This window comes from Pedobacter nutrimenti (assembly GCF_032678445.1).
In the GTDB taxonomy this organism is placed as follows: domain Bacteria; phylum Bacteroidota; class Bacteroidia; order Sphingobacteriales; family Sphingobacteriaceae; genus Pedobacter; species Pedobacter nutrimenti_A.
In genome coordinates this window covers 1-26076 of the sequence record NZ_JAVTSQ010000003.1, presented here as the reverse complement: position 1 = coordinate 26076, position 26076 = coordinate 1, and the positions used below count along the sequence as shown (strand labels likewise).

Genomic DNA, 26076 nt, shown 5'->3' with positions numbered 1-26076 from the left:
ATATGAAACATCTAACATCGACGCATTCCATCCTTTTGGGTTATCTTGTTCTGGCCTTGTTCCTGGGCAGTTGCAGGAAAGCTGCTGATGCCATCATTACCGAACCTGACAACCCTAAACCAAAAATACTGAGTTTTTCCATAAACCCACCTACGCCAACGGATCCTTTTACCTTTTCGTTTAAAGCAGCGGCAAGTAATTATCAGGATGTGCTCTGGTCTTTTGGCGATGGCGGTACATCTTATGAATTGAGTCCTGCTCATACTTTTTTAACAACAGGTACTTTTAAAGTCAATTTAACTGCACATAATAAGTTAGGATATTGGGCAGAACAAGAGGGACAAATTACCATTAGGCCGCAGGATATTATTAATTTCACATCTGAACTTCAGGCAGATGGGAGCTTTAAATTACAGGCCGCAATGCCTGTTGAAATTCAGTCCTTTAGCTGGTATAACGGAAGCACTGCAACCGACCCGCCAATCTCCACTACTGCATCAGCTACTATTCCTATGCTCGGTGCGACAAGTAATTTCGCCAATGTGACACTTAAAATTAAAACTCCAAAGGGCGCCGAAGCAACCTACACAAAAATAGTTACCAATGCCGGTGTCTTAAATGACGTTACAGCAAATGGAGTCATTGTTACTGTTTCAGATGAAAATCCTTCAGGACCTTATTCCTCTGAAGGGTCACTAAAATTAGTTGACGGTGATATCAATACAAAATTTTTGCTGGGACCTGGCTGGACAAATAAATTTTGGGCGCAGCAAAAAACTAAAAATCCGGCGGTAGTTAATGCCTATACATTAGTTTCAGGAAATGACAGTAAAGACAGAGATCCTAAAGACTGGAACTTGCAAGGTTCTTTGGATGGGACAACATGGGTAACACTGGATACGCGCAGCAATATCACAAGTGACTTGCGAAAAGAAACAAAGGTTTATCTTTTTGATAATTCAGTTGCCTATAGTTATTACAGGATGAACATAACTGCAATTAGGAATGGTTCATGGGTGCAGATGTCTGAGTGGAGGTTAATGAGTACTGCTAAGCCATAAACAAGATGTTTGCTGCGGTACACCTTCAGTTCATACCCCTGCGAGTTGTCGAGGGGTATGAACTTTGGGTTATGAAGGTCAAAATTGCATTGGTATTGATCAAAATAGTAAAAGTTTTTGACCTTGGGGGATGTAATTGTTGCGACCTATTTACTCTATATTAGCTCCCTATTATAATTTGTGAAATGACAAAGCTAAATAGAAGGTCTTTATTAAAAACAGCCGGTCTGGCCACCGGCTTAGTGGTAACCGGAGGACTGCCTGCTTTGGCTTTCGGAGATGAAGGAGAAAATAAAAAAGGTAAAAAATTAGCCCTTACCGTTGCCCATATTACCGATGTGCACATTCGGGAGGGAGATGATGCACCCGCAAGGTTTAAAAGTTGTCTGAAAGAAATTTTGGCTAAGCATAAACCAGACTTTTTTCTGAATGGTGGCGATTCTATTCATGATGCCTCCTATGATAGTGTTATACGTGATCAGGTAACCAAACAATGGGCCATCTGGGATGACTGTACCGCTATGCTGTCTAAGTATGAAGTGTATGGTTGTATTGGTAATCATGATCCATGGTGGAAGGCTCCTTCTAAAGAGGATGAAATGTATGGGAAGAATTATGTGGTTAAACGCTTAAAGATTCCAAACAGGTATTACAGTTTTACAAAGAAAAACTGGCACTTTATGGTACTTGATGGTAATAACAGCAATATTTCTCTTGACCCGGAACAGTTCAGCTGGTTAGAGCAGGAACTGGAGAAAGTTCCTTCCGGAGACTCCGTACTGCTGATGTCCCATTACCCAATTTTAGGAACCACACAAGTTCTGGTGGGCGGTGGACATTCGGATTGCAAGAAGTTAAAAGATCTGTTTTATAAGCATCATGGCAAGGTTAGAGTTTGTCTGAGCGGGCACAACCATCTATCAGATCATACGAGTTACAATGATGTTTTATATTGTTGTAATGGATCTATGAGTGGTTATTGGTGGGAAAAAGGAGACAAGGAATCGGCAGGGCCAGGTTATTATCTGGAAACCCCGCCGGGTTATGCCATACTCAAACTGTATACGGATGGAACGGTTGAAAATGAATATTTCGCGCATTCTTATTAACTCTTTATGATCATTCTTAGAACCAATATGTTTAAACCAAAAAGATTCGCCGTACTTATCACAGCTTTGTTATTTCTCGCGATTGCAGTGAATGCCCAGGAGAAAAAGTTAAGTGGGGCAGACTCAACCGCTTTCAAAGCTATAGTGTCGGGCCTTTCCCTTCCTGATCAAATAGATCAGAGAACACATCATTTCAAACTCCCGCAAGTTGGAGGTGGCTATGAACTGATGTTATATGGATCCAGCAGGAAGCCAGTTATCAATACTGAAGGAGAAGTTTTTCAACCATTAACCGATTGTGAAGTTCAATTGGTTTTAAGGTTAAAGGACAAAAAAAATAACCTATTTTACGAATTCCCCCATACCATAAAAGTATTGGGGGAATTTCGCCCGCAATCCGGTATCAATAAACAACCTTTTGTTATACCTTCCCTGCAGGAATGGAATGGAGGGAGTGGTTATTTTAAACTACTGCCAAACAGCAGGATTATACTTAGTGCCAAAGATCAAAAGATTTTAGGGCCTGCTGCCAGCATCTTTTTGAAAGACCTCAGGCAATTAACCGGAGATTCTACGCTAAGCATTGCCAGGGGTAAAGTGAGGCCAGGGGATATTGTTCTAAGTCTCAGCCCCTCCCGGAAAAATATGGGAGAAGAGGGGTATACGATTGATATTGATCAGAGCATTCAAATTAAAGCACCCTATTATAAAGGTGCTTTTTGGGCCACCAGAACCATTTTACAATTGTTAGAGCAAGACGCAGGGCATAGCCTGGTGGTTAAAGGTCAGTTACACGATTATCCAAAATATGAAGTCAGAGGGTTTGTACTGGACGTTGGCCGTAAATTTTTCACCCTCGATTTCCTGAAGCATTATGTAAAGATGATGGCCTATTATAAAATGGGTGACTTTCAGATCCATTTGAATGACAACGGATTTAAGCAGTTCTTTGGTGGTGACTGGAATAAAACCTATTCTGCCTTCAGGCTGGAAAGCACCACCTATCCCCAATTGACCTCTACAGATGGCTATTATACCAAAGCGGATTTTCGGGAGCTACAGAAAACCGCCCTGGAATATGGGGTACGGATCGTTCCCGAAATTGATGTACCAGCGCATTCCCTGGCCTTTACCAAAGCCTTTCCTGAAATTGGAAGTAAAGCCTATGGGATGGACCATTTAGACATCAATAATCCTAAAACTTACGAGATTATAGATCACATTTTTAAAGAGTATATAGGCGGAAAAGATCCGGTTTTTGTCAATCCGGAGGTTCATATCGGAACCGATGAATATGCAAAGAAAGAGGCCGAAAGCTTTAGAGCCTTTACCGATCACTATATCCGTTTTGTGCAAAGTTTCGGTAAAAAGGTGCGGATGTGGGGTTCATTAACCCATGCAGAGGGCAATACCCCTGTAACCTCTAAAGACGTAACCATGAATGCCTGGTACAATGGTTATGCAGAGCCCAAAGAAATGGTGCGTTTGGGTTACGACCAGATCAGTACGCCAGACGGATGGCTGTACATTGTTCCTGCAGCCGGTTATTATTATGATTTTCTTAACGTTAAACAACTCTACCAACGCTGGGAACCTAACCAGATTGGTAAAGAGGTATTTCTGATGGGGCATCCTAAAATCAGGGGAGGTATGTTTGCGGTCTGGAATGACCATGTAGGCAATGGAATTACGATGAAAGATGTGCATCAAAGAGTCTTTCCGGCCATGCAGGTTCTTGCAGAAAAAATGTGGACAGGAAAGACCGATCAGTCTGACTGGGCATCTTTCGCGAAAAACAGCTCCAGGATAGGCGAAGGTCCAGGTCTGAATATGCGGGGTGTTGCCTCTGCTGCCCCTGGGGATTCTTTGGTTCGATTACCACTCGAAGAAATCGGCTATCCCTATTCCGTTAGTTTCACCATACAGCCTGCGTCAGAGAATAACGGAGATGTTGTTCTATTTAAATCCCCAAATGCACAGGTCTTTATGCGTCAGGATAATGGATTAAGATTAGGTTTTAGCCGGGAGAACTATACAGATGTTTTCGATTTCGTATTTGCAGCCGGTCAATCTTATAAAATTGTACTTACAGGAGATGAAAAAGGTACCTGGCTGTACGTAGATGGAAAGCTGGTTCAGAAGATGGAGGGAAAGAAAATAAGCTTTGAAAATACAGATGGAAAAATCAGTCGTATGCAAACCCTGGTATTTCCTTTACAAAACATTGGAGATGCTAAAAATGGATTGATTTCAGATCTGAAGGTCTATAATAAACGTTTAAATGAGGCACTGATTCTTGAGCAGAGTAAAATTTAGAGTTTTAAATCGATCATTTTGGATTTTCATCTTAAATATTATCCGATAATTTTGAATTTATAAATATCGGATAATATTTAATTGGTAATTTAGAATGACCTTCTTTTGCATCGTCTCTGATGATCTAAAGGTTACTACAGGTTTGTCATGTGAAGTCCAAATCATTGCTGTACAAGATGTTTTTGTGTGTATATCAAGTTAAATATTTATTATTGATCTTTCTTACGTGCGAATGTAATCTAGAAAAAAGAGGGTATGACCATTAAAACATTTCTTAACGAAAGTGATTTGCTCGGCCAAATAGCAGTTAAGAATCAGCATGCCTTTAAAATTATCTATGATAAATTCCATAGAAAAGTTTACACGTTCTCACTCAAATATGTAAAATCGGAAATCCAGGCAGAAGAAATTGTTCAGGAAGTCTTTCTGAAATTGTGGCAAATGAAAGAAGCAGTGCTAAGCATCAAAAATCTGGATAGGTTTCTACTAACTCTCACTCGTAACCGCGCATTGGATATTATCCGCAGAAAAGAATTGGAAACTAGAGTTAACATTGAAAATGGAAAAGCCTGGAAGGAAACCCACAATGATACAGAAGAACTGATTTTATTGAAGGACACCAGGAAAGTACTAGAAGAAGCTGTCAATTTATTGCCTCAACAACAGAAGCTGGTTTATCAGCTTTGTCATCAGGAGGGGCTAAAATATGATGAAGCCGCAAAACAGTTGAATATTTCTCCTCAAACAGTTCACAGCCATATGAAACTCGCTCTACGTTTCTTACGTAGCTATTTAAGGGATCATACAGATGTTACAGCTTTGGTGATTATATTTAAGCTCCTTCATTAAAAATTTATTTTCTATTGCCCCTGTTCCCGTTCTCAATCGTCTATATAAGAAAGAGGACGATTTTTGTGTTCAAATTTAAACCAAATACCAGGGCAAAATGGACAGAGACAGAATTATATATCTATGGGAAAGATATCTTGAAAACACCATTACAGTTCTGGAGCATCAGGAGTGGAAAAAAAATATTTTAGATAACCCTGAGTGCTTAACATTTATTCGGGAACTCATGGATGCAGATTGGTACAGGATGAAAGCCGCGGAAGAAATTACGCTTAAAGGCAATAGATCTGAAGAAATTTTTGAGTGGATTACAAATCAATCTAAACAACAAATTTTCACCAAAACTGTATGGCTACGTATTGTTGCGACTGCGGCCATTATTTTAGTCATCACTGGGGGGTACTTTTTCAAGTTTAAAAATATTTCGCGTACAGGTAGTAATGCTTTAGCAAGGCAGGAGATTAAGCCAGGAAAAGTTGGTGCAACACTTAGACTTGCCAACGGCAAACAAATTAGATTGACTAATGCTCTTCATGGTGCTCTTGCTGAAGAAGCAGGCGTGAGAATTACGAAATCTGCCGGAGGACAGTTGGTCTATGAATTTGAAGACAGAAAAACTGAAAATAAAAAGATGAATACCCTGAATACAGACAGGGGAGAAACATTTGAGGTTCGTTTACCTGATGGCTCATTGGTTTGGCTCAATGCTGCTTCAAGTTTAACGTATAGGGTTGCGCTTACTGTAAAGGGTGAGCGTAGAGTAAAGCTCGATGGTGAAGCTTATTTTGAGGTAGCAAAAGATAAGCAGCATCCTTTTGTGGTAGAAAGTTCAGGTCAGCGGATAACGGTTTTAGGAACACATTTTAACATAAATTCCTATCCGGACGAGGTCGATACTAGAACTACATTGCTAGAAGGGAGCGTCCAAGTGAATGGTCTGACCTTAAAACCTCATCAACAATCTGTACTGACTCATGGAACGAATCGATTGGAGGTTAAGGAGATCGATCCTTCCTTAGTTATCGCATGGAAGGAAGGTAAATTTAAGTGTAAAAGGGAACATCTGGAAAGCTTGTTGAGGAAAGTAGGACGGTGGTATGATGTAGATATAGTGTATGAGAATGAGGCTGCAAAACAACAAACATTCAGTGGCACACTCAACAAAGCTGATCACTTTGAAGAAGTGTTAAAGCATATTGCATTAACTGGCGAAGTGAATTTTAAAATAGAAGGACGAAAAGTGATCGTAACCAAGTGAACCCGATCATTTCAACAAATAAACCTGTAAACCAAACCAAAAATGAAAAAGAACCTACGATGTTAACCTGAACGGACGCGTAGCCAAATGAAAGGCATGAAAGCTGACACTTCCATGCCTATAGTTTGAGTTACCCTTATCCGATCTAGGATCGGTATAAAAAACCATGACGATTCCTTGTTTAACCCAAACCATCCAAATTTATGAATTTATATGTTTTAAACAATGCAGCCGGATTACAACGGTTGCGAAAAATCCTATTAGTGATGAAGTTAACAACACTAATACTTATACTCGCCCTGATGCAGGTCTCTGGTTCGACTTTAGCCCAAAAGGTAACCTTTGTAAAGAAAAACGTTATACTCGAAGAGGTCTTTGAAGAAATTACCCGCCAGACAGGATATAATGTATTTTATGCAGATAGAAAAATAGATGATCAAAGAAAGATCGATGTTGAATTTAAAAATGCAACGTTGCATGATGTAATGAAAACTATTCTTCAAATGGAGAATGCATCTTATCTGATAGAAAACCATACCATTGTAATTAATAAAATTCAGAGAAGTAACTTACAAATAAAGCCTCAAGGAGTAAGCAGTAATCAGAATATCCATATAAAGGGTCTGGTGAAAGACGAAAAAGGCCAACCACTTCCTAATGTTTCAATAAAGGAAAAAGGCACTGCCAGGGGAACATTAACAAACAATAAAGGGGAATTTGCTATTGAAGTGAAAGATAATTCATCAATACTGCTCTTTTCGATTATAGGTTTTTCCAATCAGGAAAGAAAGATAGATGGAAGTTTTATGACCATAGTCATGAATGAAGATATCTCCACCCTGGAACAAATGGTTGTTGTAGGATATGGAATGCAAAAAAAGGTCTCTGTAACAGGTTCTGTAGCAACAGTAAAAGGTAAAGATTTGGTGAAATCTCCAGTCGCAGATTTAAGTAATGCCTTGGTTGGCCGCTTGCCTGGCCTTAGGGCCACCCAACGGACCGGCGAACCCGGATATGATAATAGTAACATAGATATCAGAGGATTTGGTAATGCCCTGGTTATTGTGGATGGAATTCCCTCCGATAATTTTTCTAAAATTGATGCCAACGAAATTGAAAGCTTTACCATATTAAAAGATGCTTCTGCAGCAGTTTATGGGGTCCGTGCAGCCAATGGCGTCATATTAATTACAACGAAGAAAGGTGCAATAGGTAAAGCTCGTATCAGCTATAGTGCTTACTATGGCCTTCAATCTAATACGAGGTATCCAAGATTTGTTAATGCAGCAGAATTTGCAGAATTACGAAATGAAGCAGCAGTAAATACCTGGATTAAAAAAAATAATCCTTCCACAGCTTTATCGTTGCCATTTACAAAAGACCAGGTAGCACAATATAAAGACGGAACCTTACCCAGTACCGATTGGTTTAATGCCGCTATTCGGAAAAATACACCCCAATCACAACATAATCTTAATATAGATGGTGGAAATGACGATGTTAAATATTTTTTCAGTCTGGGTTATTTAACGCAAAGCGGGATGTGGAAAAGTGATGACACCAAAGTAAAGCGATATAATTTTAGAAGTAATGTAGAAGCAAAAATAGGCAAGGGCTTAACCGCCGGGTTAAACCTTAGCGGCTTTTTAGAAGATCGTGCCTATCCGGGGGTATCTGCCACAACTTTAATGAGTGGGATTTCAAAGCAGTTTCCCACTAATTCTATCTATGCCAATAACAATCCCAATTATTTTTCTAAATCGAACTACGAAACAGGACAAACCATATTGTTAATGGACAAGAACTTTTCTGGTTACGACACCTATAGAAAAAAATATCTTTCAGCCATTGCCAATTTAACCTACGAAATACCCAGCGTAGACGGCTTAAAGGCTAAAGCATTGTTTTCCTATCAGAATACAACTGAAAATAACAAGAACTATTTAAAAAAATACTTCTTGTATAGTTATGACGCCGAAAAGCAAACATATAACGCAGATTATACAGGGAATGACCCGAGCAGATTAACGCAATCCACTTTAGAAACTAGTGCCCCACTTTTTCAACTGTCCTTAAACTACGATAAAAAATATGGAAAGCATACGATTGCTGCTCTGGGCTTGTTCGAAAGCCAACAAAACAATTCAACTAACTTTAGTGCCTACCGCGAATTTTTGATAGACGGTATTGATGAGTTATTTGCCGGTACGGGGAAAAACCAGAAAAGTGATGGATCTTCCGCACAAATAGCCAGATTAGGATATGTCGGTAAAGTAAATTACGATTATTCTGGTAAATACTTATTCGAATTTGGTTTTAGATATGATGGAACATATAAGTTTCAATCAGACAAACGATTTGGCTTTTTTCCTAATTTATCAGCGGGATGGCGCATTAGTGAGGAACATTTTATGAAAAACATAGCCGCTATTGATAACCTGAAACTGCGTGTATCCTGGGGTAAAGTAGGTGATGACGGGGGGAATGATGCTGGTGCCGCAAATTATATTAAGCCTTTTCAATATTTAGCTGGCTACAAATACCCCAACCCAGATGGAACGTATATATTTGGCACTGACCCGGTTTTAGGTTTAAGCAGTAGCGGACTCACAAATCCTTTACTTACCTGGTTTAAATCCACAACAACCAATATTGGTTTAGATTTGTCCTTATGGAAAGGGCTTTTAAGTGCCGAAGTAGATGTATTCTATCGTAAAAGAACAGGCTTATTGTCTACACGGATTTTAAGCCTTCCGAATACGTTTGGAGCCAATTTACCACAAGAAAATCTGAATTCCGATAATACAAGGGGATTTGAAATTGTACTAACCCATAAAAATCAAATTGGTAATTGGCAATATACAATTTCGCCTAACCTTTCCTTTACACGTACAAAAAATGGTTATTTAGAACGGGCATCTAATACCAACGCATTGACAAACTGGCTCAATAACAATACCGACCGATGGAATAACTTATACAGAGGCTATGTAGCAACCGGGCAATTCCAATCACAGGATGAGATTAATAAGGCCCCACAGCAAGATGGTAGTGGAAACAAAACCCTTTTGCCTGGTGATATTCGTTATAAAGATATTAATGGTGATGGCATTATTGATGAAAACGACCAGACCATTATTGGGCGTGGCAGTATACCTGAAATCTTTTACGGATTAAATTTCAGACTAAGCTATAAAGGCTTTGATTTCTCGGTACTACTTCAAGGAGCAACTAATTTTAATTTTAATATAGCTGGAGATTTAACCTACCCCTTTTCTAATAATGCTACCGCTTTTTCATTTTTCACAGATCGTTGGCATAGAGAAGATATATACGACCCCAACAGCAAATGGATTCCAGGTGAATTTCCGTCTACCATTGTTGAAGGCACCGATAACAATAAACTTAATTCCACATTCTGGCTTAGAGACGCTACTTATCTCCGGCTTAAGAATTTTGAAATTGGCTATACACTAAACAAAACCCTGACAGACAAAATCGGCGTTAAAAATACGAGAGTATTTATAGCTGGGCAAAATACATTCACCTTTAGTAAAGTGAAGTATTTAGATCCTGAAATTTCTGGTGGTGGAGCTGGAAAATACTACCCACAACAGCGGGTATGGACAATGGGTATTAATATTGGGTTGTAATTTATAAACAAGACAAAATGAAACCATCATGAGCAAACGCTCGCAAACAGCAATGAACCTAGCTTGCTAGCTCTTGAACACAAAAATCAATAAACACTAGTGAAAAATATGCTCATGATAGCTTCATCTCCATTAAAAAACAAACCGAGTTTACGAGTTCATTAATACAAATGAAAACAATACACAAAGAATTAATAATTATATACTGATGAAACCATCATAAGCATACCGCTTACAAACAGCAATGAATATGCTTATGATAGCTTCATAACCTTTAAAATTAATTATATACTGATGAAAAAGATATTATTATACAGCATGTTTTTGGCATTGCTAACCAGTGTTCCATCTTGTAAAAAGGATTTGAACAGAGAACCTAAAAACCTTGTTTCCGAAAGTGTTGCATATGGATCTCTAACTGGAATAGAGGCTTTAACAGCTACTTTGTACAACGATATGGAAGTAGAAGATCTGGATTATATTGTAGGATCAGAGGGTGGATATACTTCTACAACTACTGATGAAGCGCTACGATCATACTCCTGGGGTGTGCAGAATGATCCTGTTATAGGCAATTGGTTTGGTGTTGACTGGACCAATCCCAACACTGGAGCTTATGTAAAAATCAGACGTGTAAATGATTTTATTGAAAAAGTTCCTACTGCGCCAGCAACTTTGTCTGATGAGGTAAGAAAACGTTTTGTCGCTGAAGGCAGGTTTATTCGGGCTTTTAATTACTTTACCTTAGTGAAGAGGTATGGCGGTGTACCATTGGTAACCAAGGTACAACAATTTACGCCTGGAGGTGACGTAACAAAACTGGGGATAGCAAGAGCAAAAGAACAAGAGGTTTATGATTTTATTGCAACAGAATTGGATGAAGCCATAGCCGATCTTCCTGAAACGTATAGTGGTTCAAACGCGTATCGCGTAACCAGATACGCCGCACTTGCCTTGAAATGCAGAGCAATGCTTTATGCGGCTTCGAGTGCCAAATACGCTACACTACAAATCAATGGCTTAGTTGGTATTCCTGCAAGTTTGGCAAATAGCTATTGGCAGAAAGCAATGGCCGCTGCAAAGCTGATCATAGATTCTCATGAATTTTCCCTGTACAATGTTGACGCTGATAAAGCGACCAATTTCCAAAAGCTGTTTTTAACAGCAGGAAATTCAGAAGCCATTTTTACAAAAACATACCTTGCACCTGATAAAGCGCATAGTTTTGATTTTTTTAATGCACCACAAAGTTTTAAAGTTGACTATGGTTGTGCCACCAATCCCACTTTAGAAATGGTAGAGGAATTTGAGTATGTAGACGGTAGTCCAGGCGCATTAAAAGTAAAAGATGCTTTAGGTAATGCCATTGTTTACAATAAACCTGGCGATATATTTAAGAACAAGGATCCAAGGATGTTTGCTACCATACTTACACCCTTTGACTCCTGGCAAGGCGGTATCGTGGAAATTAGGCGAGGGGTAATAGATGGAGGTGTAAAATATACTTCTGAACAGCTTACCGAAGGATATCCTACTAATGAGGCTTCATTTAAGAAAGTGGGCAAAGACGGGCCCTTAACGACCAGCGATCCGACAAAAACAGGTTTTTACATTAAAAAATTCATGAACCCGGTTAGCCGTATTGATTATGGGCTTTCTACCACACCATGGATGGTTTTCAGGTATGCCGAAGTATTGTTAAATTATGCTGAAGCAGCTTTTGAATTGAATATGCCAAATGAAGCAAGAGATGCCATTAACCTAATCAGAGACAGAGCGGGTATTGCACAGGTAAGCATGATTACCTTAGATAAAATAAGGCATGAAAGAAAAGTAGAACTTGCTTTTGAAAACCATAGAATATGGGATATACGCAGGTGGCGAATAGCAACTACGGTTTTAAACAATACACAATTTCATGCTTTATACCCCTGGGCCATGTGGGGAACGGCTGCAAATACAAATGATCTGAAATATACATTTGAGATCGTTTCTGCACCTAAAAACACCAGAACCTTCCCTGAGAAGTTGTACTATGAACCAGTTCCGCAAGGAAATCCGACTTACGTACAAAATCCATTATATTAATTTAATTTTTATTAAAAGATGAAACCAATTCCAATGAAAAAGCCAATCACATATATAATGCTTTTATTGATGACCACCATAACGTATGGGTGTAAGAAAGATAATTATGAAGCGCCGAATGCCAGTATATCGGGGCGCATCGTAGATTCCTCTACGGGTAAAAATGTACCGCAACAGTCCTTAAACGGAGCCAAAATCCGGCTCTATCAACTAGGATATGGTACGCTTATTCCGCAACCCATAAGTTCATCTGTTAACGCTGATGGAAGCTATGTTAACAATTTTATATTTAACGGCAAGTATAAATTATTTGCCGATGGGCCTTTTTTTCTAACAGATACAATTTTTAGCTTAAATATTAATAGCAATACAAAACAGGACTTAAAAGTACAACCTTATCTTACCCTAACCTGTGAGGTAGTTTCTAAAACAACTACATCTATTACGCTTAGAGTAAATACAAAGCGTAGTGTTGGCAATACACAAAAAATCGCAAGAGTTGGTGCTGTTGCAGGCCTTACTGTAGCCGTTGATGTTAATAATTATTACAACGTAGATGCATCGAATAATGGTCGTCCATTGGTTAATACCGAAGCAGATGGTGATGCTGCAATTGAAGCGAAAAATTATGATTTTGTTATTGAAAGATTAAAACCCAATACTTTATATTATGTAAGGGGTGTAGCACGTACCATTAACAATGGTAATTTATACAATTACACCAATATTGTGGAAGTAACCACTTCTGCACAATAGCAGCCTATTTAATAATAAACCAGTTTATTATTAAATCAATAAGGAAGGGTTCTATGTAGCCCTTCTTTATTGATTTAACAGGCCCCACAATCGTTGTAATATTTACATGAAGTTTATTACTACACTGCCGGGGTGCTGGTAACGAAGAAGGATAAATAGCTATTAACTTATCAAGTTTGTGAATTAAATTCAAGTATCGATTTGTGGTATTTTAATAAGTATTGGCGATTTTAATTGATTAACTTTAATATATATTAAAATCCATTGGTAAAGAAATATAAAGCGCTATCAGACAACGAACTATTTATTCTGGTAAAGGAGTGTAATCATAGTGCGTATTTAGAGTTGTATAACCGATATCATGATCGTCTTTTTAAATTTATTCGTAAATACCTAAAATCATCTGAGCTTTCCAAGGACATATGCCAGAACATTTTTTTGAAAATCTGGGAACAGAGAGCGCAGACAGATATCATAGAATTCGGTGCTTATATATTTACCATGGCCAAACGGATGTCCTTTGATTTTTTAAAGAGAGCTTCCGTTGAAGAAAAGGCTATGGGACTGCTCTTGCAAAATTATCCTCCCAGTTTGAACGTAGTGGAGGAAAATCAGGAGTTTCTTGATTACATGAATTTTATTGAAAATGTGCTTGCTACCATGCCCGAGCAAACACGCACAGTGTTTAAACTGTGCCGACAGCAATATAAATCGTATGATGAGGCTGCCAAAATATTAGGAATTTCAAGTCATGCAATAAAAAAACACATGGTTCGCTCCATGAAGATTCTAAAGGAGGCCACCAAAAAGGGCTTAGGTATACCTTTATTTCTGCTGCTTTTATAAGCCATAAATCATAAGTATTGTAAATTAATGTTCTGATTGTTAGTTGGTTGTGTTTTATTTTTGATTTAAGGGTACCCGATACGTACGCTTCCGTCGTCAAGCATTATATAAACCGAAATATAAATGACAAGCTTGAACGAAAACGATAAGAAAAAACTCATTAACCGTTACGTTGCCGGGAAAGTAACAGAGGATGAGTTGCAAGCTTTCTTTGGTCTTTTAACAACTAATGAATTAGACTTGTTATTAGAAGAACATATGAGCCTTGAAATCGGTTCAATCCTTGAAGAAAAGCAGATACCTAAAAATTACAAGAAAAGCTTATGGAAATATTCAGCAGCAGCAGCTGTATTGTTACTATTAGGCTTGGGCTCTTATCATGTATTCTATAAAACACCTGTAAAACAACCAATTGCTAAAAATAAGACTTATGACCTTCAACCAGGGAGTAATAAAGCAATCCTGACGTTAGCTGACGGTAAGAAAATTATTCTTACCGGTGCCCAAAATGGCAAGCTGGCCGATGAGGGCAGCGTTACCATAAAAAAAACTAAAAACGGGCAATTGGTGTACCATGCAGGAGCAACACCCAGTACTCAAACAACAGCCTATAATTTCATAGAGGTACCTCGGGGAGGGCAATATCAACTTACTTTGGCCGATGGAACCCAGGTATGGTTAAATGCAGCTTCTACATTAAGATACCCAACTTCTTTCTCTGGTCATGAACGAACAGTAGAGTTGACTGGCGAAGGTTATTTCGAGGTCGTTCATCATAACAAAATGCCTTTTCGTGTGGTCACAAAAGGGCAAGTTGTTGAAGATATAGGTACTCATTTCAATATCAATGCCTATGCTGATGAGCAGTCCATTAAAACAACCTTGGTTGAAGGCGCTGTAAAGGTATCAACATCTGGGGCCTTATCTGCTTCTGAACCTAATGCCACTATACTAAAACCCGGGCAGCAGTCTTCCTTAAAAGGCAATCGTATAGATATACGGAAAGTGGATATTGACAATACCATTGCCTGGAAAAATGGACAATTTAATTTTAACAACGAGAACCTGGGAAGCATTATGCGTCAGATATCAAGGTGGTATAATATGGAGGTGGTTTTTGAAAATGAGCAGTCAAAAGAAAAGGTACTGTCAGGTATCATTACACGCTCTGTTAATATTTCCGAACTTTTACATATGCTGGAACGCACCGGAGAAGTAAAGGCTAAAATCAGTGATCATAAAATAATTATGCTCGATAAATAAATACAATTTAAAACCTAAACAATTAACCATGAAAAATGCTGAAGAGTCCTCGTAACGAATTGCGCCAAAAGAGGGTATACAGTATAAAAAATCAGGAACACTTGCGATGCTCCTGATCGATTACCTGTAGAAGTCCTGATTAATTTATTGAACGAACAATCATTAACAACCTAAACAGATAACCAAATGTATAAACTTTATATTGAATTTGGATATGACGTAAATCGTTATGTCCGAAAAATTGTGAACGTGATGAAATTAACTGTGTTGATTATTTGTGTGGCCATTATGCAGGTAAGAGCTACCGGCTTTGGCCAAACGGTTACTCTGGTACAAAGAGATATTTCGCTAAACAGCGTCTTTAGAGTAATTAACAAACAAACCGGTTATAATATTCTGTGGTCATCAAATCAATTGACCAGTAAAAAACAAATTAATGCCAATTTCAAATCTACCCCTCTTGTTGAGGTGCTGGACAAGTGCTTGGAAAATAGCGGGCTAAGTTACACCATTGATAATAAAACAATTGTTGTTAGCCCAAAAGTCCCCCTCGAAGGCGGAACAAGGGCAGTTGTTTCCGCATCCATTGACATCAGCATTACCGGTAAAGTGACCAATGCGAAAGGTGAACCCTTAGAAAATGTATCCGTCATGTTAAAAGGGGCACCTGGTAAAGGTACAAAAACGACAAAAGATGGCTCTTTTTTAATAAATGCACCGAAAACCGGAGTATTGGTGTTTAGCTTAATTGGCTATCAAAAAGTAGAGATAGCGATTGATAACAGAACCTTTATAGAGGTGAAAATGGAGGAGAATACATCACAATTATCGGAATTTGTTGTCAGCGGAATTAGCGGAGCCCAGAAACGCTCATTGAACATTAAGAAGGCAAGCAATCAATTTTTAGATGCCATTACTGCTGAAGATGCCGGAAAGTTGCCAGATAAAAATATTGCCGAAGCCTTGCAAAGGGTACCCGGTGTTGCTATTCAAAGAAACAGAGGAGAAGGTGACTTTGTCTCGATAAGAGGACTTGGCCCCCAGTTTGTAGCGGGGAGTATTAATGGAAGAACATTGGTCAGCGCAACTGAATCTTTTAACTCGACGATTTCTGGAGGTGCACAAAGCAGCACCGGAAGGGAAACGAATTATGATGTGTTACCCTCTGAGATCATTCAAAGCATAGAAGTTTATAAAACAGGGGCTGCTGAGCAAACAGAAGGAGGAATTGGAGGTGTAGTGGATATTAAAACAGCTAAACCGCTTACCATGGGTAATAAATATGCATTCTCCTACAGAGAACAGGATCATACTTTTGGGCGTAAACTTGGAGGAGATTTTTCTGCGATCGGTTCCTGGGTGAATAAAGCAAACACCTTTGGCGCTTTGTTGAATGTTGCCTATTCAGAGCGGCAGATAAGAGAAGATAAAGCAGAAGGTTTTGGATATGCCCCGGAAGCCATGTTTAAGGCTAAAAATACATTTGACAACAATGGCGGTGGCAAAGCGAACCTAAACAATGTTTACTTTCCGTTTTCCTCAAATTTGGAATCCTTTAACGAGAAGAGAAAGCGGCTTTCTCTGAATGGGGCTGTCCAATGGAAGCTGGATCCCAAAACAACCATGTCACTGGACTTCTTATACAGCAGAAGAAACCTGCTTTCTAGTTCTACACAGATTATTTTCACTGCACAACCTTTTGGCGGTTATATTGGAAGCACCGGAACCAATCCGGATGGAAGCGTTCAATGGCCAGGATTACAGGTCAGCTCTTCGAATACTGCTATCAATTATTCTGTTAATTCCGCAGGGCCATCAACTATAGCAGATGATCAAAAATCCGTGGATAATATTTACAATACAGGGTATCATATTACCCACAATTCAAATGGGTGGAAACTGGATTTTGATGCTGCATATGCAAGAGCAGACGGTTCAATGAATGATAGAGGAGTTGTATTTGTGACAAATAATCCTTCAACACCCGTCAACGTTAATGTAAACCAAAATTATATTGCCGTTGTACCTGTACACTCCAATGCATTTTCGGTTGATAGCCTACACACCCGCAATAATGGAATTACCAATCGTTCAAATCGTGACCAGGAATACTCTTCTAAAGCCGATGTGGAAAAACAGATTAAAAGTTCTTTCATTTCATCTATAAAATTTGGTGTAAGGTATAGTAACCGCGAAAAAAATATCAGCGAATATGACGGCACAGTGAACCAGACAAAAAGCGACGGGACCGGAACACAGATTTCGCTACCTGCAGCCAGTGTACCCAACGCCCCAGGGATAAGTAATTTTCTAAATGGTGGTTTTCCTTTAAATTATTCCAGCCTCACCTTCCCAACAAATATTGAAGGAACTTACAGCAAATTAATGCAGGCCGGAGCTGTAGAAACCAACATCTATAACCCAAACCAATCCTTTGATATCCATGAGAAAACAATTGGCGGTTATTTTCAGGCCAATTTGAAGGGCACATTAGGCGACATTCCCTTTACTGGAAATGCAGGGCTTAGAGTTGTAAATACCCATTCGGATGTAACAAGTTTTGTGCAGAGCTTTACAGTGAAGTTTGTTGATGGAATTGGTATTCCTACATTAACCGGAGGAACAACCAGCGTAAACAGCTCCAGTTCCTACACCAATTTATTGCCTTCCATAAATCTTAAATTTGCAATAAGCGATAACACTTTTTTTCGGGTAGCCTACTCTAAATCTTTAACAAGGCCTTTATTCAGTGACTTAGGGGGATTATCGGTAAATTTCACCAGTTTGTTTGTGAATAAATACGGAAATGCCAATCTTAAGCCCTACAAATCCTCTAATTATGATGCAGGTTTTGAATGGTACACCGCTGGTGGCGGGATTGTTTCAACCAATTTCTTTTACAAAGATCTATCGTCGTTTATTACCGATGAAACCACAAATGATGTAAATTTCCTGGGGGTGCAATACAGGTCTTTCTCTCAACCTCAGAACCAAGCTGGTGGTAATATTTTAGGGAATGAAATTACCTTTCAGCAACCCTTAAAATTTTTACCCGGCTTTTTACGAGGCCTTGGTTTTATTGCTAATTTCACGTTTTCGGATGGTAAACTAAATTTAAACAACGGTAAGCCGTCTGCTTTTCCTGGCATATCACGTTTCAGCCTTAACTCAGCCATATATTACGACAATGGTGGAAAATTGCAAGCCAGATTAGCTTATACTTATCGTGATAAATACCTGCTCATGCCAAGTGATGTTTTTGGTCAGGAAATATGGCAGAATAACTATGGGCAGTTAGATGGCTCCGTTAGCTATAACATAAAGAAAGGATTTACCATTTTCGCAGATGCTTCAAACATCAACAACGGAATAGATAAAACCTTCTCCTCAAGTACAGCCTCACCTGCCTATGATAAAAGCAGGCCGCTTGCATATGGTATGACAGGTGTAAGGCTCGCTGCAGGTGTCAGAGTTGTTTTTTAACTAAATAAACCTTTTACAGACATACAATAGTTTTGTTTTCAAAACAAGCTATTGTATGTCTTTATCAAACACTTCTCGGATTGGTATCCAATATTTTTTCTAAAATTCATAAATCTGTCAAGTCCGATGGATATTATCATGTCATGAATTCCTGATAAAGTGATGATAATTCATAATATAATGCCGGTTATTCATAATACAAGGTACTGCACTTAAAATGGTTTTGCTATAATATGTAACTTGCTTAAGCTACAAGAACCAATATTTTATTAAACGGGGAATAAGAAGCCATCTACTAATAGCAGTGAAAGAGTCAATATTACCAGGTTCCTTTTGCTAACATTGACCTTTAAGTCAATTTTTAACAGAGTTTTAATTTAGAAAAAAATGAAAATTTTATTGGGGATAGCTTTATGTTTGTGTTGGTTAAGTTTGTGTAGAAATACGCATAAATCTGAAGTAATTATAGAAGGTAGTGGATTTGATAAAACAATTAAGAAAGTATATTTAACTCAAAGCCCTAAATGGTATGTGATCTTAGACTCAGCTAATTGCATTGACGGAAGATTTAAACTCAATTATAAACCTTCTACTCCCTTTGAGCCATTCTCTGCAACAATTTGTTATTATGACGGTAATAACAAATCAAAAAGTTTTTTTATCCGGAACGAAATTTTGATGAAAAGGGACCATAAAGAACATGGGGCTGGTTCCACTTTTATGGTAGATCATGGAACAACAAGTTTTACCTATTATCCTGTTTCATCCGGACGTCCTCGGGGACCATTGGTAAATATAAAAGGGGGCCGTGAACAGGATTTGCTAGAAGAGTATGATGAAGGGGATTTTGGATGGATACCTAAAGTTGGTGATAAATCAAGGGAGATAAAGTTTAAGCATGTAGTTGAAGCAATTAAACGTAACTCATTTTCTTTTTATTTTCTAAATAAAATCACCTCCTCTCGTTGGCAGTATTCGAAAAATGAATTAAAAGAAATATTCGCATACTTTGATAAGGATGTTCAGAAATCCAGATCTGCAAATCGCTTGAAAGAACACATATTGAATTCACCAGAAGAAGGAGAGAATAGCAAATCTTTGTCATTGACTTCAGATAAAGGAGTTAAAAAAGAAAATATTAATAGAACGGCAAAGTTGAATATGCTAATTTTTTGGGCAAGCTGGTGCGGGCCATGTCGATTAGAAATTCCGCAGTTAAGAAAAATGCATGAAAGGATCAAAAACAAAAACTTTTATATGGCCAGTATATCGATCGATCGAAAGAAGAAAGATTGGGACATAGCCTTAGGTCAGGAAAAGTTAAACTGGGATCAGTTTCTTGTTAATGAAAGCGAAATCGATGAAGTCAAAGCTCAATATACCTTTACATCAATTCCCTTAGTAATTTTCACCAATGGAGATGGGAAAGAATTGGCCAGATATATAGGTTATAATGAGGATCATGTAAATGGCTATAAAAAAATAATATCTGATAATCTGCACATTAAATTGGATTAGATTCGCTCAATAGTTCACAATAAGAGCACTGTCGATGTGCTAACATTAGTTAAGTTTGTTAAGGTATGTTAACGGATTCCAGAGGTAGATTACACTGGCTATATATTCGTTTCAAAATATCTAGAACATGAAAAGAAAACTTTTATTTATTGCTGTACCTATTGTTGTTTCGATTATTGGCATCATTTACTTTCAAATTGACTGGATCAATAAAACGTATGCCTATGAATCAAAAAAGCTGTATTCAATAGCTGATGAATCCTTAATTTATGCAATACGAGATCTCAATCGAATGCAAGAAGATTCTGTAAGAAATTTTTTGCGCCCAAAAATCTCCATGCTCACCGGTCTGGAAGTTTTGTTCTCCAAAAAGAGAGATTCACTGATCATAAAGATAAATGACCAGGTGAGAGATAAAGCCGGGTCTAAACCTTTGGCGAGAATAAGTTATGATGTGGAAAAGGTTGCCATAGATTATCCGTATTACAAAGCTTTTCGTGAAACAGTGGAAAAGGATGTTGCAGGTTCAAAATCGATCCAAAAAGATGTGACAAACAAGTTTGAAGAAATAATGGCTCCCTTTATACAAACACGGGATTCTGTGTATTTCAAATCAGATAGCATTAAAATCAGACAAAATATCTTACGCCATTTATCTATGCGTGGAATTAAAAATGTAGATGATGTGATGAAAATGTCCTTTTACAAATCAGAAAATATACCGCACATAAATCAATCTGCTATCGGCACTTTTGAAAGAGAATATCAACCGCAAGGTCTCAACGGCTATACTAATGGAAAAAGATGGGTAATGGTGTGTTTTAGCAATCGTGATAACTATATTCTATCTAAAATGATTACAGGGAGTATTTTATCAATTGTACTTATCCTCATCATGGTTACTTCTTTTATTTACCTGATTTGGATTATCTTAAAACAGAAACGCTTATCCGAGATGAAAGATGATTTTATAAATAATTTGACGCATGAATTTAAAACACCTATCTCAACAATTGCAGTAGCTATAGAGGGAATGCAGCATTTCAATGCTTTAAATGATCTTCAAAAAACAAACAGATATTTAACCATTGCTAAAAATGAATTGGGTAGATTAAGTAGTATGGTTTCTAAAGTATTAAATCTTGCCTCCCAGGAAAGGAACAGCATTGAATTGAACATCTGTGAAATTGATTTAACCAATATGGTTCAGGAGATTATTGGGATGGAACATTTTAGAGCGGCTAAAGAGGTGCAATTTATTGTAGTTATAGACAAGGACGCAAACCAGATAAATGTTGATCCGGAGCACTTTAAAAATGTGTTAACCAATTTGATAGACAATGCCGTAAAATATGCTAAAGAAAAGGTAGAAATCACCATTGCAGCCGCTAAGCAGAAAAATTATATAGGTATAGTCATAAAAGATAATGGTATCGGGATTCCTGTAGCAGAACAGAAATATATTTTTGATAGGTTTTACAGGGTTTCAAGCGGAAATATATACAATGTAAAGGGAATTGGACTTGGCTTAAGTTATGTTAAATCTATTGTCGAATTTCATAACGGCACTATTGCGGTAAAAAGTGAAATCAATGCAGGAACTGAGTTTAGTATTTTTATACCTTCAAAATAATGGAAGAATTTACTGTTTTACTAGCTGAAGATGAAATTTCGCTTGGCCATATTGTTAGAGAAAGTCTGGAGGAACGGAATTTTAAAGTCATTCTATGTACCAATGGAGAGATGGCATTAAAACAATATGCTGAAAAAAAGCCAGATATAGTTGTACTGGATATTATGATGCCATTAATGGATGGTTTTACGGTAGCTAAGAATATAAGGATAAAAGATAATCACACACCAATTATATTTTTAACAGCTAAATCTCAGGCAAAGGATGTTGTTGCGGGTTTTGGAATTGGAGCTAATGACTACGTAAAAAAGCCATTTAGTATCGAAGAGTTAATTGTCCGGATTCAGGTGCATTTAAGCAAGCGTGGTATCCTGGAAACAAAAGTATCTTCAGTTAGAAAAGAGTATAAAATAGGTGAATTTATTTTTCTTCCACATAAAAATATCATCGTACGAGGTATAATAGTAACACAGCTAACCTCTCGGGAAAGTGACGTTTTAAACCTATTGTGCCAAAATCAACAACAAGTTGTACCTAAAGGTATAATGTTAAGTACTTTGTGGGGAAGTGATAGTTTTTATAATGCGCGTAGTCTTGATGTTTTTATCAGCAAATTACGTAAGCTTTTGTCGGCCGATATCAATATTCAAATTCTTAATGTAAGAGGAATTGGTTTTAAGCTTGTTTTTTAAAGTTACCTGTCACCCAAGAGACCATTCTAATCGTTATCAGAGTAGCCAATTCCTGATAAAGAGGCGATAATTCAGAATATAATACCCATTATTCATAATACAAAGTGCAGCACTTAAAATGATCCTGCCACAATATGTAACTTGCTTAGGCTGCAAAAGCGAATATTTCGAATTGTACAAAAAGGGGCTGCCAGTTGCAACAGAACAACCCCAATAACAAGCATGATGTTAAAAAAACATGCCGCTTGAAGTATCCCGGCGTGGCAGGGATGCAAAATCTAAATCAAAGCTATTTGTTTGTAACTTAATGAAATGAAGTATATACTAAATCTATCCTGTGCATTGATTATCTTTCTGATGCTCTCTTTTAACTATGGTAATAAGGGTAAATCTAATGTATATGCAAAAGCAAATTCATCCGATTCCGCTACCGTTATCACCATTGATAACAATGGAATGAACAAGAGGTTAAGCTTTTATTACCATGATTCTTTATCCAACGGGCATCCGGTAACCATTTCTAACACTCAAAAAAGAATCATACTTAATGCACCAACTTTACTGTTTGAAACAAGTGCTAAACAAATTCCCTTTCTAATCTATCCGGGAGAGCGAATAAGCATAAAGTACGCGGGCACAGACTCCTTATCATTGTATGTTAACGGCAATGATCAAAGAACAAATGAGCTTAATTTCTTTAGAAAATTGGTTAAAGAAACAGGGAATATATATTATGTATTCGACGTTCGCCCTTATCATAAAAAGACGCCGGACCTGCCCAGTTTTCATCAACTGGAGGAAACGATTAACAACTTAAAAGATGTAAGGTTGAAATTCCTGAATGATTATAAAACAAAGCTACAAATTAGCAATGAATTTGCTGAAATAGCTCTTAATAGTATAAATAGTACAGCATTCACAGATTCCTTAATTCTTGCTTACAATAACAGAGAACTGTTAGGAAAAGCTTTTTACGAGAAGTTCATACAGCAAAAACTTTCGACGATAAATAACATTGGTTATAAGCCCTATCAAATCTATCAAATGGCTTGCGTACGATGTTTATCTATGGCGACATCAAATACTGGGTTTGATTACAGCGCAAACGATAATAGGAAATTTGAAACCATGTTCTTTTTCGCCCTGAATAATTTTGAGGGTAAAACGAAAGATTTTTTAATAACCAAAGCGATACTATCCGCACACAATGCTGATATAGGTATTTCGAAAGAAGTTTTAAAAAAATATAATGAGCAATGTTCTAATGAACAGTTTATAAATGTTGTTAAGTATGAGATTGTAAAAGAAAATGGCCCCATTTTATCTACAACAAGAGACAATTTATTGGCAGTAGATGGTAAAACTATCACGACAATAGACGAGACCATTTCCAAACATAAAGGAAAGCTGATCGTCTTAGATGTTTGGGCGAGTTGGTGCATTCCCTGTAGGGAAGAAACACCCTCCTTGATAGCCTTGAAAAAGCAATACCAAAATAAAAGCATAGTTTTTGAATCTATTTCAATAGATAAAGATGTAAAAAATTGGATTAAAGCCGGAAAGGAAGATTCTTTACATGATAACAGTTTTCTGTTATTAAACTTTGATAAATCCTTGTTTAAAAAGACGTTTAAAATTGACATTATACCACGGTACTTACTAATAGATAAAAATGGTAAAATGATAAATGATAATGCTCCACGACCTAGCGATCCGAAGTTAACTTTACTGATTGACAGATATTTAAAATAAAAGAATAAGCGCTGTAGTAACTCGCAGAAAGCAGTTTGTTATAATCTATCCCAATAATGCTGTTCCCGAGATCATCCGTTGTAATAGGGCAAATGCGAGCATTGAATCCGCAAAGGTCATGAATAAAGCCAGTATGCCAAAAACAAACATCAGTTTCGTTAAAGGTTCCTGAATAGCATATGTCCCGGTAGAAATCTGGTGTAGTTTGCTGAAATTCCTGTACAAAAAAAGAGATAGAAGTCCCATTGCTACAAAGATAAGCGCAATCATAACTGTTAATACCTGAAATCTTAAGGCATTTGCATGGATGAAAACATCACTAAGCGTAATAGTACCCAATGCAAACAGAGATACGATCAAAAAGAAGCTGCAAAACTTGAAGAATTTGAATATCATTCTCTAATGTATTAACAAATATTTTCTCTTTAAAGTATTAATTCCACAAAACATTTTTTATAAACTATACTTTTGAACAACTTCTGATATATTTTTATTCTTGATATTTTGAATAAGTTTTGATGATTCAATAGAATAGTATCTTTTCCATAGCGGCTTGTAATCAGTAACTAGATAATAAATTAAATAGTCCCTCATAAAAGCATCTGGATATTCCTTTATATATTCAATTAAGGCATTAAAATTCTCATTAGTGTTAAGTTGCTTAAATTTCACAAATACAAGTCGTTCCAGAAAAGTCTTAAACACTTTTTCCATAGTAACCGTATTACTGGTATCAGAAGGAATAAACAGATAGTTTAAAAATGTAGAGTCCACTAGTTTAGAAAAACTATTAAGTTCCTTATTGTGGCTGCTCAATAGCTTACGTTCGTCGAAAATGAGGGTAAAAAGAAGTGAAAATCTATGCTCTCGTTTTATAAAATCAATTAATCTTCTATCGCATCCCTTAGTAGTGAGCAAGGAGTTAATTTCTTTGTCATAAATATTGTAAAAATCAATAAGATCATTGTAAAAAAGTTTAGAATTACTTTTGTATTGTAAATCATCAAAATTTGGAAAATATTTATCTGGCTGAAATGTATTTGTAAAATTTGAATAGGTATAGTTGGCGTTATTTTTACCAGTTGCTGTTATCTCAGAAGGTTTGGTTCCATTACTTTTTTTGGGAAACTCTCTATAAGTCAACTTTATGTTATCACCAGGAGAAATAAAAATTTGTCTAAGATTTAAAAAAAATATCTCTGATTTATTTAATAAACATTCCAACAAGTAGTGTTGATTGTCTATTTTCAAGAGACTATAATTCTGTGTCCTATTAGGTGAAATACGGTTATCTACACCCATCATACCTTGCTCAATTAAAGTTATAGCGGTTTTTTCTATTCTAATTGTTTCCGTATTTTCCAATGTTATGGCAATTGTTGCTTTGTTCTGGCAATAACAGAAGGAACTAGCCCTTATGATAAATAGTAAAAGAAATATTTTTTTCATTATATTACTATAGCTTGTGGTTAGCACCAAAATGAGCCTGTGGCTTCTTGTAGACATGCATTATGACACCCGTCCCTATATGAAGATGGAACCGAATTGCAATTTTCCGTAGTGTTGACATAATTCATTGATTGATTAACAGCAATTATTTTCCCGCCGATACAATATTGAGGACATGGATCTCCATTATTTCCACCTGGAGTACCACTAAATCCAGAACCGGCGTCTCCACCCATTACCATTTTTAATTGTTTCCTACTTAGGATCTCTAAACCTGTAAATTTACTTTTGTTTAAAATTAGCTTTTTCATTGTTTTTAATAATCTATATTAGACTTTAGTTGTTTCAAT

Annotated in this window: 18 protein-coding genes; 15 read left to right on the top strand and 3 right to left on the bottom strand. The window is 37.2% G+C overall.

Annotated features, from left to right (window positions below; all coding sequences use genetic code 11):
- Positions 1–2 precede the first annotated feature (2 nt).
- From R2S08_RS05395 to R2S08_RS05325, 15 genes are all read left to right on the top strand, one after another.
- Positions 3–1061 (top strand): PKD domain-containing protein, encoded by a 1059-nt coding sequence (locus R2S08_RS05395; RefSeq protein ID WP_316834174.1) that lies wholly within the window; start codon positions 3–5, stop codon positions 1059–1061.
- A 185-nt stretch (positions 1062–1246) separates the two neighbouring features.
- The gene (locus R2S08_RS05390) at positions 1247–2170 is read left to right on the top strand and encodes a metallophosphoesterase family protein (RefSeq protein ID WP_316834173.1); all 924 of its coding nucleotides are present in this window, start codon (positions 1247–1249) and stop codon (positions 2168–2170) included.
- A gap of 6 nt (positions 2171–2176) precedes the next feature.
- Positions 2177–4486: a family 20 glycosylhydrolase gene (locus R2S08_RS05385; RefSeq protein WP_316834172.1), complete on the top strand. Its 2310-nt coding sequence runs from the start codon at positions 2177–2179 to the stop codon at positions 4484–4486.
- Between the two features lie 255 nt (positions 4487–4741).
- Positions 4742–5335, top strand: coding sequence for an RNA polymerase sigma-70 factor (locus R2S08_RS05380; protein WP_316834171.1), 594 nt, complete (start codon positions 4742–4744; stop codon positions 5333–5335).
- A 97-nt stretch (positions 5336–5432) separates the two neighbouring features.
- Positions 5433–6593 (top strand): FecR family protein, encoded by a 1161-nt coding sequence (locus R2S08_RS05375; RefSeq protein WP_316834170.1) that lies wholly within the window; start codon positions 5433–5435, stop codon positions 6591–6593.
- A gap of 203 nt (positions 6594–6796) precedes the next feature.
- Positions 6797–10246 carry a TonB-dependent receptor gene (locus tag R2S08_RS05370; protein ID WP_316834169.1) on the top strand — a complete coding sequence of 1150 codons (3450 nt, stop codon included), beginning with the start codon at positions 6797–6799 and terminating at the stop codon, positions 10244–10246.
- A 294-nt stretch (positions 10247–10540) separates the two neighbouring features.
- Positions 10541–12334 carry a RagB/SusD family nutrient uptake outer membrane protein gene (locus R2S08_RS05365; RefSeq protein ID WP_316834168.1) on the top strand — a complete coding sequence of 598 codons (1794 nt, stop codon included), beginning with the start codon at positions 10541–10543 and terminating at the stop codon, positions 12332–12334.
- 33 nt (positions 12335–12367) lie between these two features.
- Positions 12368–13090 (top strand): DUF3823 domain-containing protein, encoded by a 723-nt coding sequence (locus tag R2S08_RS05360; protein WP_316834167.1) that lies wholly within the window; start codon positions 12368–12370, stop codon positions 13088–13090.
- Positions 13091–13354: 264 nt separating this feature from the next.
- Positions 13355–13936, top strand: a complete 582-nt coding sequence (locus R2S08_RS05355; protein WP_316834166.1) for an RNA polymerase sigma factor — start codon at positions 13355–13357, stop codon at positions 13934–13936.
- A gap of 123 nt (positions 13937–14059) precedes the next feature.
- A complete protein-coding gene (locus R2S08_RS05350) occupies positions 14060–15199 on the top strand; it encodes a FecR family protein (RefSeq protein ID WP_316834165.1) in 1140 nt (379 codons plus the stop codon).
- 186 nt (positions 15200–15385) lie between these two features.
- Entirely contained in the window at positions 15386–18682 is a 3297-nt protein-coding gene (locus tag R2S08_RS05345) for a TonB-dependent receptor (RefSeq protein ID WP_316834164.1), read from the top strand.
- 387 nt (positions 18683–19069) lie between these two features.
- Complete coding sequence (locus tag R2S08_RS05340; RefSeq protein WP_316834163.1) at positions 19070–20200, top strand: TlpA family protein disulfide reductase; 1131 nt, start codon at positions 19070–19072, stop codon at positions 20198–20200.
- A 127-nt stretch (positions 20201–20327) separates the two neighbouring features.
- Positions 20328–21833 (top strand): HAMP domain-containing sensor histidine kinase, encoded by a 1506-nt coding sequence (locus tag R2S08_RS05335; RefSeq protein WP_316834162.1) that lies wholly within the window; start codon positions 20328–20330, stop codon positions 21831–21833.
- Positions 21833–22525, top strand: a complete 693-nt coding sequence (locus R2S08_RS05330) for a response regulator transcription factor (RefSeq protein ID WP_316834161.1) — start codon at positions 21833–21835, stop codon at positions 22523–22525. Before R2S08_RS05335 ends, R2S08_RS05330 begins: the two co-directional genes overlap by 1 nt.
- A 312-nt stretch (positions 22526–22837) precedes the next feature.
- Positions 22838–24277, top strand: coding sequence for a TlpA disulfide reductase family protein (locus R2S08_RS05325; RefSeq protein ID WP_316834160.1), 1440 nt, complete (start codon positions 22838–22840; stop codon positions 24275–24277).
- A gap of 45 nt (positions 24278–24322) precedes the next feature.
- On the opposite strand, the gene R2S08_RS05320 is transcribed toward R2S08_RS05325, so the two are convergent.
- Genes R2S08_RS05320 through R2S08_RS05310 form a run of 3 tightly spaced genes read right to left on the bottom strand, consistent with a single transcriptional unit; the run spans position 24323 to position 26037 of the window.
- A complete protein-coding gene (locus R2S08_RS05320; RefSeq protein ID WP_316834159.1) occupies positions 24323–24673 on the bottom strand; it encodes a hypothetical protein in 351 nt (116 codons plus the stop codon).
- A gap of 57 nt (positions 24674–24730) precedes the next feature.
- The gene (locus R2S08_RS05315) at positions 24731–25726 is read right to left on the bottom strand and encodes a hypothetical protein (protein ID WP_316834158.1); all 996 of its coding nucleotides are present in this window, start codon (positions 25724–25726) and stop codon (positions 24731–24733) included.
- 20 nt (positions 25727–25746) lie between these two features.
- On the bottom strand, positions 25747–26037 hold the full coding sequence (locus R2S08_RS05310) for a hypothetical protein (protein ID WP_316834157.1): 291 nt from the start codon (positions 26035–26037) through the stop codon (positions 25747–25749).
- Between the last annotated feature and the right edge of the window lie 39 nt (positions 26038–26076).

Bases quoted from the DNA above. Each gene is read 5' to 3' on its own strand.
- R2S08_RS05380 (WP_316834171.1), top strand. From the start codon at position 4,742: ATGACCATTAAAACATTTCTTAACGAAAGTGATTTGCTCGGCCAAATA.
- R2S08_RS05325 (WP_316834160.1), top strand. From the start codon at position 22,838: ATGAAGTATATACTAAATCTATCCTGTGCATTGATTATCTTTCTGATG.
- R2S08_RS05365 (WP_316834168.1), top strand. From the start codon at position 10,541: ATGAAAAAGATATTATTATACAGCATGTTTTTGGCATTGCTAACCAGT.
- R2S08_RS05320 (WP_316834159.1), bottom strand. From the start codon at position 24,673: ATGATATTCAAATTCTTCAAGTTTTGCAGCTTCTTTTTGATCGTATCT.
- R2S08_RS05385 (WP_316834172.1), top strand. From the start codon at position 2,177: ATGATCATTCTTAGAACCAATATGTTTAAACCAAAAAGATTCGCCGTA.
- R2S08_RS05350 (WP_316834165.1), top strand. From the start codon at position 14,060: ATGACAAGCTTGAACGAAAACGATAAGAAAAAACTCATTAACCGTTAC.
- R2S08_RS05345 (WP_316834164.1), top strand. From the start codon at position 15,386: ATGTATAAACTTTATATTGAATTTGGATATGACGTAAATCGTTATGTC.
- R2S08_RS05330 (WP_316834161.1), top strand. From the start codon at position 21,833: ATGGAAGAATTTACTGTTTTACTAGCTGAAGATGAAATTTCGCTTGGC.
- R2S08_RS05395 (WP_316834174.1), top strand. From the start codon at position 3: ATGAAACATCTAACATCGACGCATTCCATCCTTTTGGGTTATCTTGTT.
- R2S08_RS05360 (WP_316834167.1), top strand. From the start codon at position 12,368: ATGAAAAAGCCAATCACATATATAATGCTTTTATTGATGACCACCATA.
- R2S08_RS05370 (WP_316834169.1), top strand. From the start codon at position 6,797: ATGAATTTATATGTTTTAAACAATGCAGCCGGATTACAACGGTTGCGA.
- R2S08_RS05390 (WP_316834173.1), top strand. From the start codon at position 1,247: ATGACAAAGCTAAATAGAAGGTCTTTATTAAAAACAGCCGGTCTGGCC.
- R2S08_RS05340 (WP_316834163.1), top strand. From the start codon at position 19,070: ATGAAAATTTTATTGGGGATAGCTTTATGTTTGTGTTGGTTAAGTTTG.
- R2S08_RS05335 (WP_316834162.1), top strand. From the start codon at position 20,328: ATGAAAAGAAAACTTTTATTTATTGCTGTACCTATTGTTGTTTCGATT.
- R2S08_RS05315 (WP_316834158.1), bottom strand. From the start codon at position 25,726: ATGAAAAAAATATTTCTTTTACTATTTATCATAAGGGCTAGTTCCTTC.
- R2S08_RS05375 (WP_316834170.1), top strand. From the start codon at position 5,433: ATGGACAGAGACAGAATTATATATCTATGGGAAAGATATCTTGAAAAC.
- R2S08_RS05310 (WP_316834157.1), bottom strand. From the start codon at position 26,037: ATGAAAAAGCTAATTTTAAACAAAAGTAAATTTACAGGTTTAGAGATC.